Genomic DNA, 22,257 nt, shown 5'->3' with positions numbered 1-22,257 from the left:
TTCTATCTGGTGCTAATGTAATATATGTACTTGCCAAACGATGATCGTTCCCCGTCGCAAGCTATCTTGCCTACATATTGGGGAAGCTACTAAAGGCCAGGAATGTTCTGATCGATTCATCGTCGGGACTTGATCCCGAGACCATTTCTTTCGCAACGCCGCACGCCGCCGCCATAGCCATAAGTTTTTCACCCCCAGGAGACCATCCTACGCCGCCACTCTTGCAGTTCGGGGAGTCCCCACAGTCGGGATCAGCGACAGTGCATTCTCACCGCTTTCGGACCTTTCGAATGTGCGGTTCGAGGTGGCGGAGTCAGATTTTGGAGGATTGCCCTCCCTGGCTGCCAGCACGTCCCTGGTGGCCGCGCTGGCTATTCGCGTCGCGGAGATCCGTCATCAAAAGTAGGGCCCGACATTTATGCTATAAACATTTCATCTTGACCAAAAAAGACCAGTGTTTCAAATACGAAAGGGCCATTTCATAGCTAGGAGGTCGCTTTGGTTGAGATCGCCAGAGCTAGGCAGCTCGATGTTGTCACCATCGGTCGGGCTTCTGTGGACCTTTACGGCCTGCAGATTGGCTCGCGGCTCGAAGACGTCGCCTCCTTTGCCAAATCGGTTGGCGGGTGTCCGGCTAACATAGCGGTCGGCACGGCGCAGCTCGGCCTGCCTTCGGCGCTGCTGAGCCGCGTCGGCGGCGAGCAAATGGGATCCTTCATCCGCGAGCAACTGATACGTCAGGGTGTGAATGTCGAGGCGCTGAAGAGCGATCCGGACCGACTGAGTGCGCTGGTCCTGCTCGCCGTCGAGGACGAAGGCGTTTCGCCGATGATTTTCGTCCGCCCGGATCGCGCCGACATGGCGCTCTCGCCTGAGGACGTCGATCGGAGCTTCATTGCCTCCGCGCGATCAATCGTGGTGACCGGTACGCACTTCTCCGCTCCGGAAGCCGCCCAGCTCAAGGCGATCAAGGCGTCGGGTGGCAAGGTGGTGTTTGACATCGATTGCCGGCCGAACCTGTGGGGCCTTGCCGGGTATGCGGCCGAACGCTATGTGAAATCGGATGCCGTTTCCAACAAGCTTCGTGCCGTGCTCGCCGACTGCGACCTAATCGTTGGGACCGAGGAGGAAATTCGAATAGCCACCGGAGAGGATGACGTTGTTGGCTCTTTGAAGGCGATACGGGCGCTTTCCGATGCGACCATCGTGCTGAAGCGGGGCGCCATGGGCTGTGTCGTCTATGATGGCAACATCAGCGACAATCTCGAGGATGGCATTTTCGGCGAGGGCTTCCCTATCGAAGTCTTCAGCGTGCTCGGCTCCGGCGACGCCTTCATGTCGGGCTTCCTGCGCGGCTGGCTGGGCGGTGAAAGCCTCGCCACGGCAGCGACCTGGGCGAATGCCTGCGGCGCATTTGCCGTGTCGCGGCTGCTATGCGCGCCCGAGTATCCAACGTTCGAGGAGCTACGATATTTCCTCGAGCACGGCAGCCCGTTCACCGCGCTGCGCAAGGACGAGACGATCAACCACATCCATTGGGCCACGACGCGACGGCGCGAGATCCCCTCGGTCATGGCGCTGGCGTGCGATCACCGCAGCCAGCTCGAGGAGGTCGCCGTGAGGGTGGACGCAGAGCCCTCGCGCATCAATGCCTTCAAGGTGTTGGCGGTAAAGGCAGCAGTCCGAGTGGCTGCCGGACGCGACGACTACGGTATGCTGATCGACGAGCGCTTCGGCCGCGAAGCGTTGTTCGAATTCGCGCGCCATCCGTTCTCCTGGCTCGGCCGGCCGGTCGAGCTGCCAGGTTCGCGGCCGCTGCGTTTCGAGTTCTCACAGGACATCGGATCTCAGTTGATCGGCTGGCCGCTCGATCACTGCATCAAGTGCTTGTGCTTCTGTCATGCCGACGATCCCGCGCCACTGAAGAAGGAACAGCAGGAAAAGCTTCGCGCGCTCTTCGACGCATCGCACAAGGTCGGCCGCGAGTTCCTCATCGAGATTATCGCCGGCAAGCACGGCACGCTGCAGGACGACACGATCCCGCGCGCACTCGACGAACTCTACGCGCTGGGCATCAAGCCGGAGTGGTGGAAGCTTGAACCGCAGGTTTCCGCCACCGCCTGGGTACGGATCGAAGCGACCATCGTCAAGCACGCCTCTTGGTGCAGGGGCGTTATGCTGCTCGGACTGGAAGCACCGCAGGACCAGCTCGAGGCAGCGTTTGTGGCGACGGCGCACGTTCCGATCATCAAGGGCTTCGCCGTCGGGCGCACGATCATCGCCCATGCCGCCGAAGAGTGGTTGGCGGGCAAGATGTCAGATGAGGAGGCGATCGCCAACATGGCCGCTCGTTTCGAGCGACTGAGCCAAGCATGGCTAGCCTCCCGCGAGCGCAAGGCGGCATAAACTTCTGCTGGAGCAATATCATGCCCAAGACGACCCGCTTGACGATGGCACAAGCCCTCATACGTTTCATGACGTGCCAGCGGACCACAATTGATGGCAGGGTGGTACCGATCTTCGGCGGCGTCTGGGCGATCTTCGGTCACGGCAACGTCGCCGGTCTGGGCGAAGCACTTTATGCCGTGCGTTACAAACAGCCGACTTTCCGTGCTCACAATGAACAAGCGATGGCGCATGCGGCGATCGCCTACGGCAAGGCGAATTTCCGCCGCCGTTTCATGGCAGTGACGACCTCGATCGGACCAGGCGCACTCAATCTGTTGACCGCCGCAGGCATGGCATACGTCAACCGCTTGCCTGTCCTGCTGTTGCCCGGCGACGCCTTCGCTAACCGCATCCCGGACCCGGTTTTGCAGCAAGCCGAGAATTTCACCGACGGCACGGCGACCGTGAACGACTGCTTCAGGCCGGTGTCTCGCTATTTTGACCGTATCGTTCGACCTGAACAGATCATTCCGGCGTTGAACCGGGCTATGCAGGTGTTGACCGACCCGGCCGAATGCGGGCCGGTGACGCTGGCATTGTGCCAGGACGTGCAGGCGGAAGCCTACGACTACCCCGAGAGCTTTTTCGAGGAGCGGATGTGGATGCCAAGACGTCCGCGCGCCGATTTGGGCGAGCTCACAGTAGCAGCCGAGGCGCTGATGGCTGCGGAGAAGCCGTTGATCATCGCCGGCGGGGGCGTGCTCTATTCCGAGGCGTCCGCCGCGCTGACAAACTTCGCCGAGGCAACGGGAATTCCTGTCTGCGAAACCCAAGCCGGCAAGTCGTCGTTGCCGGATGACCATCCCTTGAACATGGGCGCCATCGGCGTCACCGGTACATCGGCGTCCAACCGCCTTGCCGAGGAGGCCGACCTGATCCTGGCGGTCGGTACGCGCCTGCAGGATTTCACCACGGGGTCGTGGGCATTGTTCAAGAACGACGGGAAAACCATCGTCGGCCTCAACGTACAACCGTTCGACGCCCACAAGCATCGCGCGCTGCCACTCGTGACGGATGCGCGCGGAGGACTGGACGAGCTTCTGGCCGCGTTGAAGGGCTACAAAGCACCCGTGCGCTGGACCGGCAAGGCGGAGAAGGGCAAGACCACTTGGCAGGTGGAAGCAGACACCGCGCGAGCCAGCACGAATGCACAGTTTCCGTCTGACGCACAGGTCATTGGCGCACTCGATCGCGTTTTTGGATCGTACGTCGTGCTGGTGCAGGCTGCAGGCAGTCTCCCCGGCGAGTTGCACAAATTGTGGAAGGCGAGCCGTCCCGGCTCCTATCACGTCGATTATGGCTTCTCGACTATGGGTTATGAGATCGCGGCGGGCCTTGGCGTCAAGCTGGCGCGGCCCAACGAGCAGATCGTAATCCCGGTCGGCGACGGTTCGTATCTGATGCTGAATTCTGAGATCGCCACCTCCGTCATGCTGGGCCTGAAGCTCACCATCGTCGTACTCGACAACGGCGGGTTCAGCTGCATCAACCGGCTCCAGATGGCAACCGGCGGCGCTAACTTTAATAATCTGTTGAAGGACAGCCAGCACGATACGCTGCCGAAGATTGACTTTGCTGCACATGCCGCGAGCATGGGCGCATTCTCGGAACATGTAGCATCGATCGCCGAGCTGGAAGCAGCTCTGGAGAAATCGAAAGTGAACGACCGCACCACCGTCATCGTGATCGATACGGATCCTCTCGTCACGACCGAGGCTGGCGGACACTGGTGGGATGTCGTGGTTCCGGAAGTCAGCTCGCGCGAGCAGGTGCAGGAAGCGCGCAAGGCCTATGAGCAAGCAGTGAAGCAACAACGCGTCGGGAATTAGAAGTGGCAATGCACCTTTGCGCGAATTCCCATCCATCCATCGCTCGACGATGTCGCGGGTTGCAGAAGCATCGCCGCTGGTCCGCCGGACAGTCCCGCCCTTCGGCAAGCCGAGAACCAGCGAACTGCGACGCAGAGATGAGAATTGGCTCAGGGCTCTCCTAGGCTGATAGGAGTATCACGTGAAGGCCAAACTGGGCATATCCCCCATCGCGTGGTGGAATGACGATCTTCCCGAATTGAGCGACGATGTTTCGCTTGAAGAATGTTTACGCCAATCTCGCTCGGCCGGCTTCACCGGCATCGAGAAGGGCCGCCGCTTCCCCGACGATCCGACGGTCATGTCGTCGATTCTAAAGATGGTTAACGTTGCGCTGTGCGGCGGCTGGTTCTCTGGCACGCTCGTCAACGAAGACATCGCGACCAACAAGCATCGCATCCAGCCAATGATTGATCTGTTCAAGGCCGTGAACGCACCCTGCATCGTCTATGGTGAAGTTGGCCATTCGATCCAGAGCGATCGCTCAAGGCCTCTAGCGACCAAGCCAGTGCTGAGCGACGCCGACATGAAGGCCTATGCCAGGAGGATGACCGAGTTTGGTGAATGGTGCGCTGGGCAGGGCATGCCGCTCTCCTACCATCATCACATGGCCGCGGTTGTGCAGTTCGAGCACGAACTTGATACCTTTATGAAGTGTTCGGGAGAAGGCATCCCGTTGCTGTTCGACGCTGGCCACTTGGCCTTCGCGGGCGGCGACGTGCTGCGCGTCATCGACAACCACCACAAGCGCATCAACCACGTGCATGTGAAGGATATCCGCGGCCCCGTCATCAAAGCGCTCGATTGGAGGACGCAATCTTTCCTCGACGCCGTCGCGCTGGGCGCCTTCACTGTTCCCGGCGACGGCTCGCTGGATTTCGGCGCAATCGTGCAGAAGCTCGCTGGCTATGGCTATGAGGGCTGGTTCGTTGTTGAGGCCGAGCAGGATCCGAGGAAGAATCCGCCGCTCAGAATGGCCGAAATGGGCTATGCCGAACTCATGCGGGTGACGACCAAGGCGGGCTATGTTGTGGAAGCCCCGACCTTTCCCTGGCGCTGACTGGCAATTGGGATGCTTTTCCGTTGCCGGCAGCTTTCGTGTACGAATGGCTCAGTTGCCCACATCGACGTACCGGGATGATGTGATGGATAACAGCGAACATCCCTTTTACCTCCTGGCTGGGACTGGCGCCGAGCAACAAGGTCTCCGGCGGCAAAATGCTCTCGTCCCGAACGCGCCGATCCGGCGGCCGAGCGGCGGCACTTCTGCGCCTTGCTGCCGTGACCGTGGGGCGTACAGACACTGCGCTCGGCGCCTTTTATAGACGGCTCTCAGTGCGCATCGGCAAGGCCAAGGCCGTGACCGCCACGGCCCGGAAGATCGCAGTTCTGTTCTACAATGCTGTGCGATAAGGAATGGACTATGTCGATCCCAAAGCCTCGTCCTACGAGACGCGTTACCGGACGCGAGTGGTCAACAATTTGCATCGGCGTCCAAGCCATTCGGCTTTGTTCTCCATCCCTTGGAGCCGAAAAGTAGATGCTGCCGTTTCTTAGGAATCGTTCTCCAGCGTCAGTTCGCCGATCTTGGCGTGCAGCGACTTCACATCGATGGCTGCTTGTTCCGCTCCGGAGCCGCCGCCGGGACCGAACGCATCGGCGGCCTTGCTTTCAAGCTGAGCCTTCCACGCCGTGATCTGATTGGGGTGGACGTCGAACTGCTCGGCAAGCTGAGCCAGCGTTCGATCGCCCTTCACGGCGGCGAGCGCCACCTTCGCCTTGAAGGCCGGTGTGTGGTTCCGGCGTGTTCTTCTGCTCATTGTCGCTCCTGATTCGCAGGCACAGCGTGCCCGCTGTCAGGCAGAAACTCCACTTATCGCCCTGTGCAGAATTCCGGGGCCGGCTCTGCACTCTTCTGTGCGTCAGCTTGTTGTCAGATTGCTCGCTTACCCTGCTAGCAAGTCCTAAGAAGACCGATATTGACTACAGCGCAGATCAGTCGATAAGAGCGAATCGCGTGGATAGCAGAATCACATGTTCATCCAGCCAACCCACAACGATGCGGCGAAGCCCCGTCTGGAGCAGATGGGCTTTGTTGACGTGGGGTAGAACCAGTTCGTGCTTGACCCTCGACGGTCCGATAAGTGGACGATGAACAACCAGGGTGAATGGCAGCGGGCAGACAAGCCCCGGCTGTATCTTCAAGCCGAGAGCGAGGATCCCGCTGAACGAAGTAGCGACGAAGACGAAGGATGTGTCGAGTCAGAGTCGTCCGACGATGATCTTTCTTGGTACGTGGCGCGGGCGCTCAATTTCCGCGGAGGACCGGCGGAATGAGAGTCTAGATAGACTAACGGGAATGTGCATGAAGGCTATCATGTTCCGTTTTCCGCGTGCCGGGCGCGAAGGGGATATCCCAGCCGCTCCAATCCGTTGGCTTAACGGTGCCGCCTGAGCTCCTCTGTAGGAGCATTGGTGCAGTGAAATTTCATCAGCATAAAGGAGATTGCTTGTGGGAATTTGTTGTTCAAAGCCTTCAGTAGTGGCCTCGCCTTATGATAGTTCGAGCGCCGACGGCGCATCGCACTCAACGGCCCGCAGCGCCAGCGATCGCCAATGGTCCGCGCTAATTTCGACTGCATCGGGACCGGCCCCGATGGCTCCCCGAGTCGCTCTGGGAACGTCGCCGAACACGTTGCAACAACGACGCGGTGTGGCACTACAGCGACATGAGATGCAGCAACTCGCCTACCTCATTGCGGCCATGATGACTGGCGATCCGGTCAGAAGCCCCGCTCGGATCACCGCGGCCGGTCAGACAGTGCACGACGTTCGCCTGCTGCTCAGGCACGGACGCGGCAACGTTCATGCGGATGGCGAGCCGTCCCACGGGCACAACGTCGTAGCCTCACGTCTGGCCTACCGCGGACTCGATCGCAACAACCAGATGGCATTGGCGGGCGCGCTGGGCGCAGGCTTTTGCGATCAATTCGCGCGCCTCGCTGCAGTCTCGCACGCGCCGCATTTGCGCGATGGTGAATCGGTCGTGAATGCAGGCGGCGAGGTGGAAATTATGGAACTGAACGCCGATCACACCATCTCGGCCACGCGAACTGGACACGCATGGAACGAGCTACGCCGCGGCAACGAACGCGATGGAGAGACGACCATCGTGCAGGACGGCTGGTCGAACGGCCCGGCGGTGCGGCTGAAAGACAGCGCGTGGGCGCACGTCCAGGTGGAGAGAGAGGACCTGAGTACCGACAAGGACGGCGCCCTGTGGTTGAAAGATCGCGTCGAACAACTGATACCTCTCGTCCACCCGGACGAAGACGAACACACAGCGAATTGGCTGGAGCATTTGCGCCGAAATCCCACCCAACATGATCGCTTTTTGGAAACTCAGGTAGTGTCGGCCGAGTTCGCCGCAAAAGCGAGGGAAGCCCTAGAGCAGATTCCGCGGGAACAGCAGGAGCAGTTTGTCTCGATGGCGGCGCAGGAATTCTATGGGCTGTCTCCCCATGAGGCGGGCGCCCCGCATTTTATTCACTCGGTGCTGGAACAGGTTGGGCTCCTAGACCATCAGGATCGTCCGCCGGTGGTGCCGCCGGAATATTGACGACGACTCCGTGTCGTCTCGATGGGCACTGCGTGTTGCGGCACGCGCTGCGCTTGGCGTGGGCCCGCGTGAGATCTGCGTCTAGTACCTCGTCACAGTGATTATGACTCTTTGGAAGTGGCGGGATAGGCGCCTGCCATTTTGGCGCGAGCCTTGTCTGTTGTGAACACCCATTTGATGCGGGAGCGGGCGGCATTTCGTTGTCGTTCCCAGGCGGTGATTTCGCGGCGCAGTCGCTTGGGGTCGTCAATCCTGCGATCCAGGCACTGGCCTCGCAGGACGCCGATTTCGATCTCGACCATGTTGAGCCAACTTGCGTGCTTTGGGGTGTAGTGGAACTCGAGCCGTCGCAAAATCCGCCTGGCTTCGGCGGGCGGGAACGCCTGATAGAGGGCGCCGGCGGAGTGGGTCGATAAATTGTCCTGGACGACCCGGATGATCTCGGCGTCGGGATAATGGATGTCGACGAGATCACGCATGCATTGGGCGTAATCTCGTGCCGCTCGGTGACCTTGACCTTGCGCCAGGGGCGATGCACGTCGAAGAGAACGAAGAGATTGACCGTGCCATTGCGACGATACTCATAATCGTAACGTTCGAGGTGGCCGGGCTTGGCCGGAATGGGCTGACGCACCTCGCCGATGAGTTGCACCGGGCTTTCGTCGAAGCACACCACTGGCCGTCTGGAGTCGGGCACCTCGGCATAGAGGTCGAGCACATCCTCCATGCGGGCGACGTATTCGCCGCCGACCTGCGGAATGCACCACATGTCTTTGCGCCAGGGCTTGAGGCCATTCTCGGCCAGGCGCCGCCGAACCGTCTCGTGCGACAGGCTCTTGTGTTCGGTGAGCTTGACCATCGCAGCCGCCAGCAGCTTTAGCGTCCAGCGGGCACGGCCCTTTGGGGGACTGGCGCAGGCTGTCGCCACCAGCAAGGCTTCTTCCTTGCCGTGAGTTTGCATTCCGCCCCGGGACGCGGCTCGATCAGGTGCAGCGCGGCCACCCGTTCGGCATGCCCGTCGGCCCGCGTCAGGCAGGCGTCGACCAGCAGGCCGTGGCGGTTCTCCATCAGCCCATGCCCGATGAAGCACAGCTTCGTTTCGTTGCCCTTTCCCTTGCGGTAAAGCCAGGCATCCCGATCGGTGGTCGAAGCATGGGTGCCGTTCGAGCGCTTCTGGCCATGGAAGTCCGCTTCGGCGTTGCGCCCGCCGCCTTGCGCCGGCGGCGCGCCAGAGCCATCCTTCGGCTTCACGCTCTTCATCGAGGCCCAGGCCTCGATCAGCGTGCCATCGACCGAGAAGTGATCGCTCGACAGCAGCTTCTTCACCTTGGGCTGCGCCAGCACCGCCGCGAGGAACTTGGCCGCGATGTCGCCTTCCGGCAACCGGTCGCGGTTTTTCGAGAACACCGAATGGTCCCAGGCTCCGTCGTCGACGCCAATTCCGACGAACCAGCGGAACAGCAGGTCGTATTCCAGCCGTTCGATCAAAAGCCGCTCCGAGCGGATCGCTTGCAACAGCATCGCCCGCAGCAACTTCTCCGGCTGGATTGACGGCCGCCAAATCGGCGAAGAGAGCGCGGCAAACTCGCGCTCCAGCGTCGACAGCGCCTCGTTCGCGATCGTCCGGATCGCTCGCAGCGGATGGTCACGCCGCACCCGCCTCCAGATCAACGTAGCTGAACAGCTCGCCCGTTCGATTGTCGCCGCCGCGCACGCACCATCTCCGAATCTCGTCGGAGCCAATGAATCACGGTCGCTGGTCGGCGGCGAGCACCTTTTTCAACAGCCTGCTAGAGCAGCCTGCTCATGCTACGCTCCCACCCACATATACCATTGTGTGATCGAGCTAGCCCCGGGGATGATTGTCACGAAGCGCGGGCTCATCCATTATGCACTAATGGCTATGTACTCTCAAGTTTACTCTCCATTCGGGGAGGCGCAGGAACGCACAGCTGAAGGTGCTGTACCTACCCTATATACCAGTTTGATCGATGACCTGAGTCAGCTGAATTTCGCTGATGCGGATGACCGTCGGGCATTTCCTCCGACCCTACACAGCATATTAGCAAGGCACGGACTGTTCGGGCTCACTACACGAACAGAGCACGGCGGACTAGCTCTTCCCTTGCAAGAGGCCATCGACCTCATCTCTGCCACTGCATCCTTCGATATCTCGGCCGCCTCTACCCTCGTTATCCATAACTTTCTGGCCTTGCCCTGCATCGAAGCAGCACCGCGCATCCCTGAACAAAGGCATGTCATGTGGGGTGCAACACGCGGAGACCTTTGCGCTTTCGCTTTGACAGAGCCTGGGGCTGGCTCTGCCCCGCGGCACATAGAGACTTCGGCTTTCATGCACGAGGATAGAGTTCGCATCTCTGGCCGCAAAATTTGGATTGGCCTCGCTGACTGGGCTCGCTGGATCGTTTGCTTTGCACGAGCCTCTGGTCCCGACGTGAAAGGTCGGCTCGTTGGTGTACTAGTTGATAGGCAGGCTCCGGGCTTAATGGTCACACACGAGCATCGCACACTCGGTCTACGTGGCATTATCCAGAATACTTTGGAGTTCAAGGATGTCGAGGTGCCGAGCGCTTACGTTCTTTCTCGCGATCAAGACGGCTGGGGAACAGCAGCATCCAGTATGAACCGCGGGCGCATCGGTGTGGCTGCGATGGGCCTTGGAGCCCTTGAGCGCGCTATCCAGGTCGCAGCCTCATATGCAAGACATCGTCGACTAGGTAAGCTGCGCATGATTGAGAACAGCTATATCGAGCAGCTATTCGGGCAAATGGTGCTCCGGCGGGAAGTAGTGAAGGCAATGCTAGCTGCATCCTGCCGACTTATCTCAGCGAAGGGCGCGCCCAATGTCCACCTTGCGTCGGCAACGAAGGTTTTGTCGTCGGAGTGGTGCGGCCTCGTCGCTGATCAATGCCTCCAGCTGTTGGGGGGCCGTGGTTACGATGAGGGAACGCCTGTAGCTAAAATCTATCGAGACGCTCGCATTCTCCGCATCTTCGAAGGTCCGACAGAGACGCTCCTATCACATCTCGGCCGCTGCCTTCTCTCTAGGGCCACGCGTGATGAGATAGCCGATCTTTTTCTGTCTCTTGGTGCGGCGCCGGTCCATGCTGCTGCAATTGAGGAACTCTCTGGGCTCAATGAGACAGATGGTACCGTGCTCATCTATGCCGGTTGGCTCACCACATTAGGACTTGCACAAGCAGTCATGTCTGCTGGTTGCTTCTCCGCCTCAGATTGCGCCGCTGCCGCGGCTGACCTTGTTGGTTCCGAACTAGCAACTCTCCGTACTCGCGCACCGGCACGGCTATCTTTCGAAGGCCGCGTTCGCGCTAGTCGGACACTGGATACCTTCCTTCAAGACGCAGCTTCTTCTATCCGCTCACCTGTCCTCACGAGCGATTACCTCAAGCTGGAGCAGTATGTCTGATCCCGTAGCTAACAAGGGGAGCGAGGAGGCCCGTCTTATAACTGCTGGCATTGTGAACGTCCCGATTCACGCTCGCTCTCCTCAGCGAACGCTTGGCGTCCGAAAGCCCGCTCGAAGAAAACGCTGAGCGCCTCAGCTTGCGTCCCGGCGGGGAGAGGACGGCGCCACGGTAGCCTCACTCATGGTACTTAAGGCTTCTCGTTGAAAACACATTGTGCGCGACGACGGGCTGGCATCGCAAGTATGAGGTGCGGGCGCTCCGGCGACGCGAGACGGTTGGACCGGGCCAGGTCGAGGCAACAAGAAAGCGAAGACGCAGATATGGCGCGACGATCAAGGACGCGCTGACGGCGCTGTGGGAGGCGTCGGATCGGGTGTGCGGCAAGCGGCTCAAAGTGATGATCCCGACCTTGCTGCCGGCCCTCGAGCAACATGGTCGATTGCAGCTTGGCCAGGCGGATCGTGACTGTGTTCTCTCGATCAGCCCCGCAACCATCGATCGCCTGGTCGTCGATGTGAAGATCGCGGCGAGCCGCGGCAGGCGGCGCCGTGCCGGATTCTATTCGGCAATCCGGCGCGAAGTCCTGATCCGCACGTTCAATGACTGGAACAGCCCGGTGCCCGGCTTCTGCGAGGTTGACATGGTCGCCCATGGCGGCACGTCGGTGGCAGGTTCGTTCATCCAAACTCTCACGATGGTCGATGTCGCCACCGGCTGGACAGAGTGCCTGCCGTTGCTGACGCGGGAAGGTTCGCTCGTCGTCGAGGCGATCAACCGCGCACAGAGCCTGTTCCCCTGGCTGTTGCGCGGCGTGGACTTCGACAACGACAGCGCCTTCATGAACGATGTCGTCGTGCCATGGTGTCGCGAAGCTCGAAGTCACTCGCTCGCGCGCCTATAAGATGAACGATCAGGCGTTTGTCGAGCAGACGAATGGTGCCGTCGTCCGCCGCCTCATGGGCTATGGCCGCTTCGATGGCGTCGAGACGGCGCGTATGATGGGCCGCCTCTATGCGGCGGCACGGCTCTACGTCAACTTCTTCCAGCCGTCGTTCAAGCTGAAGAAGAAGCGTCGCGAAGGGGCTAAAGTGATTAAGCGCTATCATCTCCCATCGACGCCCTATGAGCGTGCCTTGGCGCATCCCAAGGTGACCGCGGCCGTGAAGAAACGGCTACGCGATCAGTATCGCTCGCTCGATCCGGTCGCGCTGTTGGCGGAGATTCGCGCAACCCAAGAGGAATTAGGCATTCGTGTCGATCGTCGTGCCGGACAGGCGCGCGGCTTGCAACCCGCTCACACTAGCATCCTGCCGGCGACCGCGGCGACGTTCGCGAAGACGCTCGGCAAGACCGCGACGGTCGGCGAGCCGCGTGCCAGGCACCGGCGAACTCGTCGGCCCTATAAGACCAGAGTTCGAATGCCGTCCAAGCTAGACCCGCATATTGCCGCGATCGAAGCGTGGCTCGCAGAGCAGCCGCAGCCGACGGCGCTCGCAATTGTCGGCCAGCTGCGCGAGAAATACCCTGAGGAGTTCGGAAAGAGACAGCATTCGATTGTGCAACGTCTGCTGAGGGCGCTCAGACGGAGGGCTGCCGAACGGTTGGTCGCCCAGGGCCCGCTCGACGACGCCACAACCGCTGCCCCATTGCCCGGGGTTCTGGACGGCTCGGGCTATGTAGGGCCCGACCCGCCCACAGCCCCTCTCGTCGAGCAAACCGGGAAAGCCATCTGGCGCGACCGATTAATCGACATCGGATCGTCATCGGCAATGGCGCCATCAGGGTAACATTCGCAGATGCGGCAATACGGGGGTCAATATTGCAGACGATGACGTAATTGCGGTCAGCGCTCGTGACACGAAAGCTCCATTAGAATCGAGCTCTCGCAATCAACCGATTCGGAGAAGCTGTCATGAAGCAATATGTCGGACTCGATGTCTCGCAAAAAGAAACTTCAGTATGCGTGGTCAATGAAGCGGGCGAGGTCTTGTTCGAGGGGAAAGCCAAGCCCGACCCGGGGGCGCTCACGGCACTGCTTCGCAAGCGGGCGCCACAGGCGGAGCGCATCGGCTTTGAGACCGGCGCAATGGCGAGTTGGCTGTGGCATGAACTTCGCAGGGTCGATCTTCCGGTGGTTTGCATCGACGCTCGGCATGCCCACGCGGCTTTGTCGGTACGCATGAACAAGAGCGATCAGAATGATGCTCGAGGTCTGGCCGAGCTGGTGCGGGTTGGCTGGTATCGAGAGGTCAAAGTCAAGAGCGAGGAAAGTCAGAGGATCCGCGCGATACTGTCGCGAGATCCCGGCTCGTGGCTAAGGTTCGAGATTCGGCGATAGCGCTTGTCGTGGAGATCTCGTGCCAGTAGAGCATGTATCAGCCGCGCCCGCGCCGTCTCCGCAACCACAATCCTGCGGGCATAGGCGTCGATGACAAAGGCGACGTAGACAAAACCCGTCCAGGTCGCGACATACGTGAAGTCGGAGAGCCAGAGAACGTTCGGCCTTGGCGCCTTGAACGGGCGATTGACGTGATCCAGCAGGCATGGCGCAGCCTTGTCGCTGATCGTGGTCTTGATGGGTTTGCCGTGGATCACCCTTGCAAACCCATGTTCCGCATAAGTCGCGACACCGTGCAACGGGCAACATCGAAGCCTTCGCGCTTGAGCTGGCACCAGACCTTGCGCACGCCGTAGAGGGAAAAGTTTTGATCGAAGGCGCGCCGAACCTCGATCTTCAGTGCGGCGTCCGGCTTGGCGCACGTCGACAGCCTGGCGGGATCGCGCCGTTTGGCCCCATGGGCGTGGTAGGTCGAGGGGGCGATCAGGCAACACCCGACAGATCGGCTCGACCCCATGCGCCCCACGATGATCGTCAATGAAGGCGATCATGGCTTGGACCGGCGGTCGAGCTCCGCCATCGCAAAATAAGCGCTCGCCTTGCGCAGGATCTCGTTGGCCTGTCGAAGCTCACGGTTCTCCCGTTCCAGGGCCTTCAGCTTCTCGGCCATCTCCGTCGGAACGCCCTCCGCTGTCCGCTGTCGATCTCGACCTTCTTGACCCAGTCATGTAGCGTCTGCGGTGTGCAGCCAATCTTGGCGGCAATCGATCTCACCGCCGCCCACCGCGAAGGGTGCTCGCTGGCGTGATCCGGAACCATCCGAACCGCACGGGCCCGAACCTCGGGTGAAAACTTGTTCGTCGTCTTGCTCGTCATGGCTCCATCCTCTCGGGAGTTGGAGCCTCCGGCAAACCCGGGGCGGTTCAGACTGCAACAAAAGTGAGTCAGAGCCAATTTTTACGTCGCCCGACAGCGCTCGTCAGGTACTCGACAGCTTCCTCTCATAGCAAAAATTGTGGGGAAGAACATCCGAGTGGCCGACTGCCTGCGGCGCGGACGGTTCGGACCCACGGTGGTTTGTTGCTGGATCCAACGTTGAGAGCTCATTCTGTGCCGCGGATTTGGTCGCCGCGCTGCCGTCTCGATTGCCCCGCGCATGAGATCCAAACCGAGCTCTGATTCGCCTACATCTTCGAAAGTGAGAACGGATGGATTTCACCTCAACTAGCCGACTGCAGCAACAATCGAACAGCGCCGCCCAGCAAGAGACTGCACCGGTGTCCCCGTCGACAGACGCGGCGGCCTTTGAGCGGCAGCTAAGCGAGATCACCCGTCCAGGTGATGGTGTGCTGATGCAGGCCCCCCCCCATCAAGTCGCCGCATCGCCATCGGAGGCGCAGCCCATCATGCAGGCGAGCGGGCACGAATGCCCTCCAGCGTCGCAGGATGGAGGCGGCGGGCCAATGCCAGGCGCCTCGGCGCTGCAGCCTGGCCAGTCAGCAGAGGTTTACGGTACCCGCAGGCGTCCTCTTTATTCCCAAGATGCTGACCTTATTTTGGGGCTTGAGGAGGCCCTCATCAAAGGGGGGGCTGTCAAACGCACTGCCAAGGAGAATGTAGGTCATCTTCTTAGATTGGGCCGCTGGCTCTTTGAAAACAAAAAGCAGGCCATTGCTGCTCGGCTCGACGACGAGTCGTTGACCGTTGATGCGTGCGAGTTCTTCGGAAAGGGTAATCCCACGAGACTCCTTACGGCAATAGGTCATCTCCGGACCTCGCAGTCGACGGGCGGAATCGTGCCGATCGCAGACCGCGCTAAGCTGAATCCTTATCCCCAGGACGCGGCTCTCATCGAAGAGTACAAAAACGAAGCAACGACAGGTACCGTCAGTACCTATGCATTTACCCTTAGCAGTTTCAGTGACTACCTGCGTAAAAACAACAAGAAGGGCATTGCTGCTCGGCTTTCCGGCAAGGCGTTGGATGGAGATGTCGGAGACTATAAGAAGGACGTCGGTGGTAATAGGCGGATCGGTGCCGCACTGGCTCATCTCCGAAAATCGCGGGCCGGCGCTAAAGCGATGGAGCTCGAGCGCCATATTTCTCCCGGTCCTGATCCCGAACGCGCGGCCCTGATGGAGCCGAGGCGGGTCAGCGACGCCGCTGCGGAGCACCGCGCGTCGCAGGAAGCTGGCAGTTGGCCAGAGAAGCTTCCTGCAGAAGGCTACGATCAGGATTTGGTTTTGGGGCTGATGGACGAACCCGGTCCGTCGCACTCGGCGCTGCAGCCGGCTCAGTCAACTGGAGTTTTGAGAAGGCAGAGGAAGCAGCCACTTTATTCCGAGGATGGTCCCCTTATTTCGGGGCTTGAGAAGGCCCTCATCAAGAGCGGGGCCACCGAAATCAGCGCCAAGGCCAATGTATATTCTCTTCGCAGCTTTGGCCGCTGGCTTGTCGCAAATAACAAAGAGTCCATTGCTGCTCGGCTCGACGACGAGTCGTTGACCATTGATGCGCGCGAGTTCTTCGGAAAGGGTAATCCCACGAGACTCCTTAAGGCAATAGATCATCTCCGGACCTCGCAGTCGACGGGCGGAATCGTGCCGATCGCAGACCGCGCTAAGCTGAATCCGTATCCCAAGGACGCGGCTCTCATCAAAGAGTACAAAAACGAAGCAACGACAGGTACCGCCAGTACCTATGCAGTTGTTCTTAACAGTTTCAGTGACTACCTGCGTGAAAACAACAAGAAGGGCATTGCTGCTCGGCTTTCCGGCAAGGCGTTGGATGGAGATGTCGAGAGCTATAGGAAAGACGCCGCCGGGGGTAATCGGAATATCGGTGCCGCACTGACCCATCTCCGAAAATCGTCGGCCGGCGCTAAGGCGATGGAGCTCGAGCGCCATATTTCCCCCTTTCCTGATCCCGAAGACGCGGCCCTGACGGAGCCGAGGCGGGTCGGCGACGCCGCTGCGGAGCACCGCGCGTCGCAGGAAGCTGGCAGTTGGCCAGAGGAGCTGCTTCCTGCGGAAGCCCACGATCAGGATTTGCTTTGGGGGCTGATGGACGAACCCGGCCCGCCGTCCTCGGCGCTGCAGCCGGCTCGATCAACTGGGGTTCGCAGGAAGCAGCCTCTTTATTCCGAGGACGCTCCCCTTATTTCGGAGCTTGAGGAGGCCCTCATCAAGGGCGGGGCCGCTGAAGCCACCACCAAGGATTATGCAGGTTCTCTTCGCAGGTTTGGCCGCTGGCTCTTCGAAAATGACAAAAAGGGCATTGCTGCTCGGCTCGACGACGAGTCGTTGACCATTGATGCGCGCGAGTTCATCGGAAAGGGTGATCCCGCGAAACTCCTTGCGGCAATAGATCATCTCCGGACCTCGCAGTCGACGGGCGGGATCGTGCCGATCGCAGGCCGCGCTAAGCTGAATCCTTATCCCCAGGACGTGGCTCTCATCAAAGAGTACAAAAACAAAGCTGCGACAGGTACCGTACGTACCTATGCAGTTGTTCTTAACAGTTTCAGTGACTACCTGCGTGAAAACAACAAGAAGGGCATTGCTGCTCGGCTTTCCGGCAAGGCGTTGGATGGAGATGTCGAGAGCTATAGGAAGGACGCCGGGGGTAATCGGAATATCGGTGCCGCACTGGCTGATCTCCGAAAATCGCAGGCTGGCGCTAAAGCGATGGAGCGCGAGCGCCATATTTCCCCCGTTCCTGATCCCGAAGACGCGGCACTGATGGAGCCGATGCCCGTCGGCGGCGCCGCTGCGCAGCACAGCGCGTCGCAGGACGCGGGCAGTTGGCCAAAGGAGCTGCTTCCTGTAGAAGGCTACGATCAGGATTTGCTTTGGGAGCTGATGGACGAACCCGGCCCGTCGTCATCTCTTCTTGAGCCAGCCGCGCGCCATGACCAGTCATCGGATCCCGGAGAGTCCATTCGTCCCTTGAATTGGGGCTCCGACCGCCAGCAGTTCCCGGACGAGCCGATCGGTGCACTTGCCAAGAGCAACCTCCTGCCAAGCAAGGAGGTCCTCATCAACGATGAGCATGACACAGCTGAATTGAGGCCAGCGAAGAGGCCGAGGACCCTAGACAATCTGCACGGCGTTGCCATTGAGCGGCAACTGAGCGAGATCGTCGCTTCAGGCGGTCGCCTGCTGACGTCGGCCCCCACCCATCAACTGGGTGCATCGCCATGGCAGGCGCAGCCGACGATGCAGGGGAGTGGGTACCAAGATGCCACGGCGCTGCAGCGAGCTGTCAGTCGGCCATTGGTCCTCCCGGAAGGTTATGATCAGGATCTGCGTTTGATGGTGGAAGACGGCCCACCGTGGCCCGGGGTTCCCCCGGAGCAGGCGCAGGACATAGTCCAAGCTGGACAGCAGGAACCTGCCTGGTCCGCCTCAACCTGGTCGCCGCAGATGCCGCTCAACTTTGATTGGAGTATGTGGCCGATGCTGGAAGCATCGCCAGCGCACTCTACCAGGGCTCCCTCAGACATCTACGCTGGTCTTGAGCCATTTCTTGCTCTGAATGCGCCGACACCGTCCGAGTTGCGCGACGATGCTCACTTTGAGCCAGCGCAGGCTGCCAGGGCTCGCTCAAGCACCTACGGCGGTCCTCCGTTGGTTGATCTGACTGCGGCCACGCCGTCTGAATCACGCGACGATGTTAATTCTGTGCCGGCGTTTCCGAGCACCTCCTACGATGCTCAGATCGGGGCTTTAGGTCCGACAGCCTCGTCTCACGGCCGCGGGCTGGTGCTCGAGGACACGGAATGGCTGGGCGACGAGCATGTCCTGAGAGATTACCAGCTCCTGGCGCAAGAGTTGGGGGGGGACAATCCGAATCTCGCCGCCCGGACGCGGTTCGTGGATCCTCTCATAACCCTTGTTAGCCTGCGCTTGGGCACCGAGAGCGAAATGCTACGCGCATTCCAGCGCATCGTCCATGATCAGAATGGTGACGACACAGCCGACTTCCTGTTCCTGCCAGTGAACAATGCCCGTGCTACGAATCTCCCCGGCACCCATTGGTCGTTGCTGTTTGTTGATCGCCGCGACCGCGAAAGGCCGGTTGCCTATCGCTACGACTCCATGGGGGAATACAACAACACGCCCGCAGCAGAGCTCGCAGCAAGGCTGGGCGCCCGCCTGGAGTCACGCGGCATGACCCAGCAGCTGAACACTTACGATTGCGGCGTCTTCGTGGTCGACGGCACGCGGGCGCTGGTTAGGCAATTGGAGCAAGGACGAGCACCACACCTGCTGAACCTCAGCAGCCTCGTTGCCAATCGGCAGGCGCTGCAGAACCGACTCGGGGGCTGATGTCGCTCAATCCGCCATCGCAACCGGTAGAGGGCAATGACGTCAGCAGCCGTGAAGTCCTAGCCCTTGAGCGAGGTCGCCAGGATTACCCAATCAGCGGCCTCAAGCGTTTGCCTGGAGAGTTGATGGCCTCCCTTCTGGGCTGTCTTGCGTGCCTTGCGTCGCGCCTCCGCGGCCGCATGCGCCGGCTTTTTGACCGCGACCAAGCGCACAGCAAGCGGTTGCGCGCCGGACTTGCGCTCTATCCAGATCGGTCGATCGATCATGCCGCCTGCCAAGGCCTTGCGCAGCTCTGCGATGAGACCGACAAGGTTGCCGTTGCGATCCAGCCAACGCGCGCTCTTCCAGCCCGCGCGGATCACGAAGTCCGCGCCGGCATCGACGCACTGTGGATACGCCACACTGCGTTGTTTTGCCCGCCCTCGGTCCCGCTTTGGGGACCGTCGTGGCATCAACGATGCGGATCAGCCGACCGCGGCTTGCCTTCGGCGCACCACTCGCAAGTGCCTGACCTATCAGTTGCGCCAGCCAATCTCCGGACTGACGCAAGCGATACAACAAAGCCACGTTGGAGATGCCGACAAGGCCCACCGACGTCGCCCACGCCGCCGTCAGCCGCAGACCCCGCGTGCCCAGACAATACGCAAGTATCAGCCGCAGCAAATCAACCCCATTGGTGATCTCGCGCGGACGAACAAACGCCTTCGTCTCGCGCGCGCCAACCTCTAGGTCGTGTGGACACTTACCGCATCCAAAGAACGATGGCTGCGAGAGTGACGACGGCTAGGTAATTTCGGGCGGTCTTTTCGAAGCGGGTTGCGACGCGGCGGAACTGCTTGAGCTTTGAGAAGCAGCATTCGACGAGGTGACGCTGGGCATAGAGGTGCTTGTCCAGCGGGTATTTGAGTGCGCGTGACGGGTTGTTGGGGATGACGGCGAGCGCGCCCTTGGCGGCGATGGCTTGGCGCAAATGATCGGCGTCATAGGCCGTATCGGCCATGACGACCTCGGCAGGTAGTCCCTCGATCAATGCGGCAGCTTGCGGTGCATCGCCCTTCTGGCCTGCGGTCAGCGCGAACCGTACGGGACATCCCAAGCCACGAACGGCCATATGTATCTTGGTGCTCAGCCCCCCGCGCGAGCGGCCGATCGCCTGATCTTCAGCCCCCCTTTTTTGGCGCCGGCGGCGTGCTGATGCGCCCGGACGATGGTCGAATCGACGATCAGATATTCGAAGTCCGGATCATCGGACATCGCCTCGAAGATCCGCCACCAGACGCCCTTGATGCTCCATCGACTGAAGCGCCGGAACACGCTGTTCCAATCCCCCGAACGCCTCCGGGAGATCACGCCAGGGAGAGCCCGTGCGAACAATCCAAAGTACACCTTCCACGAACATCCGTAAGCGCTGTTCCGAACACACAGCTTCGAGACGTTAGCTGATCTCTACGTTTTTCGTTTGTGGAGGGCTGCCAGCCGTTCCGCCTCAGCTAGTGCTGCTGCCTTGGTTTTAAATGGACCAACGTCGTGTTCTTGCGTGTCGGGTAGCCAAGCAGGCAAGAACCACCAACCACCCGGGCGGTAACTCGTGCTGTTCCTAATCGACCCGATATGATCGGCTGTAAACCAACCGGGATCGACCCCGTCCTGTTGCCACAAGATGTTCTTGTCGCTCACCGGCGCGCCTCAAGAATGTTGGTTCGTCGATTTTCTTCGCTTAGGCCGGATTCTAGCCGCTTCCGTAGTTCCATGGCAACAAACTGTCGAGCTGGCGGTTCGGGTGACCATTGACGATTCTGGTGAGGACATCGGTGATATAGGTCAGCGGGTCAATGCGATTCAGCTTACAGGTTTCGATCAACGAGGCGATGACGGCCCAGTGCTGAGCACCGCCGTCGGAGCCTGCGAACAGCGCATTTTTCCGGTTCAGCGTGATCGGGCGGATCGAGCGCTCGACGATGTTGTTGTCGAGCTCGATACGGCCATCATTGATGAAGCGCGTCAGGCCCTCCCAGCGTGAGAGCGCATAGCGGATGGCGTCGGCCAACTTGCCCTTTTGGCTGATCAACGCGAGCTTTGCGCGGAGCCACCGCTCGAAGGATTCCGCCAGCGGGCGGCCTTTCTGCCGCCGAACGAGACAGCGTTCCTCGGCGCTGCGGCCACGGATGTCCTTCTCGATGGCATAAAACTCGGCGATATGCTGAAGCGCCTCGCTCGCAATGGGCGCGGGGCCAGGAGCGGCAAGTTCGTAGAAGTTACGCCGCATATGCGACCAGCAGAATGCAAGCTGAACGTCGCCACGTTCGGCCAGCTTGCCATAGCCGGCATAGCCATCGACCTGCAGGATCCCACTGAAGCCTGCCAGATGGGCGATCGGTCGGTCGGCCTTGCGGTCGGGGGCATAGACATAGGCGACGCCCGGCGGATCGGCACCGCCCCATGGCCGGTCGTCCGCCGCATAGGCCCAGAGCTGACCGGTCTTGGTGCGCCCCCGGCCGGGATCGAGCACCGGCATCGTCGTCTCGTCAGCGAACAGCTTTGCCCGTTGCTTAAGTTTGCCAAGGAGGCGCTCATGCAACGGACGCAAATGGAAGGCTGCCTGCCCGACCCAGTCCGCCAGCGTCGAACGGTCGAGCTCAATGCCTTGGCGGGCGTAAATCTGTGCCTGCCGATAGAGCGGCAGGTGATCGGCATATTTGGACACCAGCACCTGGGCGACGGTGGCCTCGGTCGGCAATCCGCTCTCGATCAGCCGCGCTGGGGCCGGCGCCTGCATGATGCCGTCCTCGCAAGTCCGGCAGGCGTATTTGGGTCGCCGGGTTACAAGGATCCGGAACTGCGCCGGGACCAGGTCCAGCCGCTCAGTTCTATCTTCGCCGATCCGATGTAACTCACCCTGGCAGCAGGGACAGGTCCTATCCTCGATGTCGACGACGACCTCAATCCGGGGCAGGTGCGCCGGCAAGGCACCACGGTTGCCGCGGCGCTTACGAACCCGCACCTCACGGCCTTCAGGTGCGCTGACGTCCTGCGCCGTCTTGCCGTACGCGGCCACCTGCTCGACGTCTTCCAGGCCCAGCAGCATCTGATCTTCAGGCAGCGTCTCGGCTCGCGGGCCAAACCGATGCCGCTGCAATTCCTTGATGATCTGGCGCAGCCGTTCGCTCTCGCACCGCTCGGCAAGCAGCATCGCTTTCAGCATCTC

The 22,257-nt window shown here is 60.6% G+C and carries 10 protein-coding genes, 7 pseudogenes and 1 other annotated feature; of the genes and pseudogenes, 10 read left to right on the top strand and 7 right to left on the bottom strand.

The features are described from left to right. The first annotated feature begins 498 nt into the window (after positions 1 to 498). The 4 genes and pseudogenes from ACVIGA_RS28375 to ACVIGA_RS28360 form a co-directional block, all read left to right on the top strand. Complete coding sequence (locus ACVIGA_RS28375) at positions 499 to 2,406, top strand: bifunctional 5-dehydro-2-deoxygluconokinase/5-dehydro-2-deoxyphosphogluconate aldolase (RefSeq protein ID WP_207835099.1); 1,908 nt, start codon at positions 499 to 501, stop codon at positions 2,404 to 2,406. Positions 2,407 to 2,426: 20 nt separating this feature from the next. Further along, entirely contained in the window at positions 2,427 to 4,277 is a 1,851-nt protein-coding gene (gene iolD / locus ACVIGA_RS28370; protein WP_456668702.1) for a 3D-(3,5/4)-trihydroxycyclohexane-1,2-dione acylhydrolase (decyclizing), read from the top strand. A gap of 181 nt (positions 4,278 to 4,458) precedes the next feature. Next, on the top strand, positions 4,459 to 5,376 hold the full coding sequence (gene iolE / locus ACVIGA_RS28365) for a myo-inosose-2 dehydratase (protein ID WP_173640795.1): 918 nt from the start codon (positions 4,459 to 4,461) through the stop codon (positions 5,374 to 5,376). A 107-nt stretch (positions 5,377 to 5,483) separates the two neighbouring features. After that, positions 5,484 to 5,839, top strand: a pseudogene (locus ACVIGA_RS28360) (transposase); the annotation flags it as partial. A gap of 36 nt (positions 5,840 to 5,875) precedes the next feature. On the opposite strand, the pseudogene ACVIGA_RS28355 reads toward ACVIGA_RS28360, so the two are convergent. After that, positions 5,876 to 6,136 (bottom strand): annotated as a pseudogene (locus ACVIGA_RS28355) (transposase); the annotation flags it as partial. Positions 6,137 to 7,050: 914 nt separating this feature from the next. Here ACVIGA_RS28355 and ACVIGA_RS28350 point away from each other — a divergent pair. Beyond that, complete coding sequence (locus tag ACVIGA_RS28350) at positions 7,051 to 7,935, top strand: type III secretion protein (RefSeq protein WP_173640794.1); 885 nt, start codon at positions 7,051 to 7,053, stop codon at positions 7,933 to 7,935. Positions 7,936 to 8,036: 101 nt separating this feature from the next. Here ACVIGA_RS28350 and ACVIGA_RS28345 read toward each other — a convergent pair. Together ACVIGA_RS28345 and ACVIGA_RS28340 are read right to left on the bottom strand one after the other, a co-directional pair. Further along, a pseudogene (locus ACVIGA_RS28345) lies at positions 8,037 to 8,916 on the bottom strand (IS630 family transposase); the annotation flags it as partial. Then, a pseudogene (locus ACVIGA_RS28340) lies at positions 8,902 to 9,649 on the bottom strand (transposase); the annotation flags it as partial. The pseudogenes ACVIGA_RS28345 and ACVIGA_RS28340, both read right to left, overlap by 15 nt. A 144-nt stretch (positions 9,650 to 9,793) precedes the next feature. On the opposite strand from ACVIGA_RS28340, the gene ACVIGA_RS28335 reads away from it, so the two are divergent. The 4 genes and pseudogenes from ACVIGA_RS28335 to ACVIGA_RS28320 all read left to right on the top strand — a co-directional run. Beyond that, a complete protein-coding gene (locus tag ACVIGA_RS28335) occupies positions 9,794 to 11,383 on the top strand; it encodes an acyl-CoA dehydrogenase family protein (RefSeq protein ID WP_176396267.1) in 1,590 nt (529 codons plus the stop codon). Positions 11,384 to 11,757: 374 nt separating this feature from the next. Beyond that, positions 11,758 to 12,285, top strand: coding sequence for a hypothetical protein (locus tag ACVIGA_RS28330; RefSeq protein WP_176396266.1), 528 nt, complete (start codon positions 11,758 to 11,760; stop codon positions 12,283 to 12,285). Position 12,286: 1 nt separating this feature from the next. Next, on the top strand, positions 12,287 to 13,171 hold the full coding sequence (locus ACVIGA_RS28325) for a hypothetical protein (RefSeq protein WP_176533553.1): 885 nt from the start codon (positions 12,287 to 12,289) through the stop codon (positions 13,169 to 13,171). Between the two features lie 125 nt (positions 13,172 to 13,296). Beyond that, a pseudogene (locus tag ACVIGA_RS28320) lies at positions 13,297 to 13,712 on the top strand (IS110 family transposase); the annotation flags it as partial. Here ACVIGA_RS28320 and ACVIGA_RS28315 read toward each other — a convergent pair. Continuing rightward, a pseudogene (locus ACVIGA_RS28315) lies at positions 13,695 to 14,598 on the bottom strand (IS3 family transposase); the annotation flags it as partial. The pseudogenes ACVIGA_RS28320 and ACVIGA_RS28315 sit on opposite strands and share 18 nt — an antisense overlap. Next, positions 14,198 to 14,315: a sequence feature (AL1L pseudoknot), on the bottom strand. Its footprint overlaps the pseudogene before it by 118 nt. A 332-nt stretch (positions 14,599 to 14,930) precedes the next feature. Here ACVIGA_RS28315 and ACVIGA_RS28310 point away from each other — a divergent pair. Continuing rightward, positions 14,931 to 19,052 carry a Ulp1 family isopeptidase gene (locus ACVIGA_RS28310; RefSeq protein WP_207835097.1) on the top strand — a complete coding sequence of 1,374 codons (4,122 nt, stop codon included), beginning with the start codon at positions 14,931 to 14,933 and terminating at the stop codon, positions 19,050 to 19,052. 59 nt (positions 19,053 to 19,111) lie between these two features. Here the strand turns inward: ACVIGA_RS28310 and ACVIGA_RS28305 are convergent, their stop codons facing one another. The 3 genes and pseudogenes from ACVIGA_RS28305 to tnpC all read right to left on the bottom strand — a co-directional run bounded on the left by ACVIGA_RS28305 (position 19,112) and on the right by tnpC (position 22,254). Then, the gene (locus tag ACVIGA_RS28305; RefSeq protein WP_173640789.1) at positions 19,112 to 19,414 is read right to left on the bottom strand and encodes a hypothetical protein; all 303 of its coding nucleotides are present in this window, start codon (positions 19,412 to 19,414) and stop codon (positions 19,112 to 19,114) included. Between the two features lie 380 nt (positions 19,415 to 19,794). Then, positions 19,795 to 20,454: pseudogene (locus ACVIGA_RS28300) on the bottom strand (IS5 family transposase); the annotation flags it as partial. Between the two features lie 327 nt (positions 20,455 to 20,781). Then, positions 20,782 to 22,254: an IS66 family transposase gene (gene tnpC / locus ACVIGA_RS28295; protein ID WP_224925014.1), complete on the bottom strand. Its 1,473-nt coding sequence runs from the start codon at positions 22,252 to 22,254 to the stop codon at positions 20,782 to 20,784. Between the last annotated feature and the right edge of the window lie 3 nt (positions 22,255 to 22,257).

Source organism: Bradyrhizobium sp. USDA 3240 (assembly GCF_054063295.1).
The sequence above is the reverse complement of the archived record's forward strand: the minus strand, read 5'-3'. Positions and strand labels throughout refer to the sequence as shown.

Bases quoted from the DNA above. Each gene is read 5' to 3' on its own strand.
- iolD (WP_456668702.1), top strand. From the start codon at position 2,427: ATGCCCAAGACGACCCGCTTGACGATGGCACAAGCCCTCATACGTTTC.
- ACVIGA_RS28350 (WP_173640794.1), top strand. From the start codon at position 7,051: ATGCAGCAACTCGCCTACCTCATTGCGGCCATGATGACTGGCGATCCG.
- ACVIGA_RS28335 (WP_176396267.1), top strand. From the start codon at position 9,794: ATGATTGTCACGAAGCGCGGGCTCATCCATTATGCACTAATGGCTATG.
- ACVIGA_RS28325 (WP_176533553.1), top strand. From the start codon at position 12,287: ATGAACGATCAGGCGTTTGTCGAGCAGACGAATGGTGCCGTCGTCCGC.
- ACVIGA_RS28310 (WP_207835097.1), top strand. From the start codon at position 14,931: ATGGATTTCACCTCAACTAGCCGACTGCAGCAACAATCGAACAGCGCC.
- tnpC (WP_224925014.1), bottom strand. From the start codon at position 22,254: ATGCTGAAAGCGATGCTGCTTGCCGAGCGGTGCGAGAGCGAACGGCTG.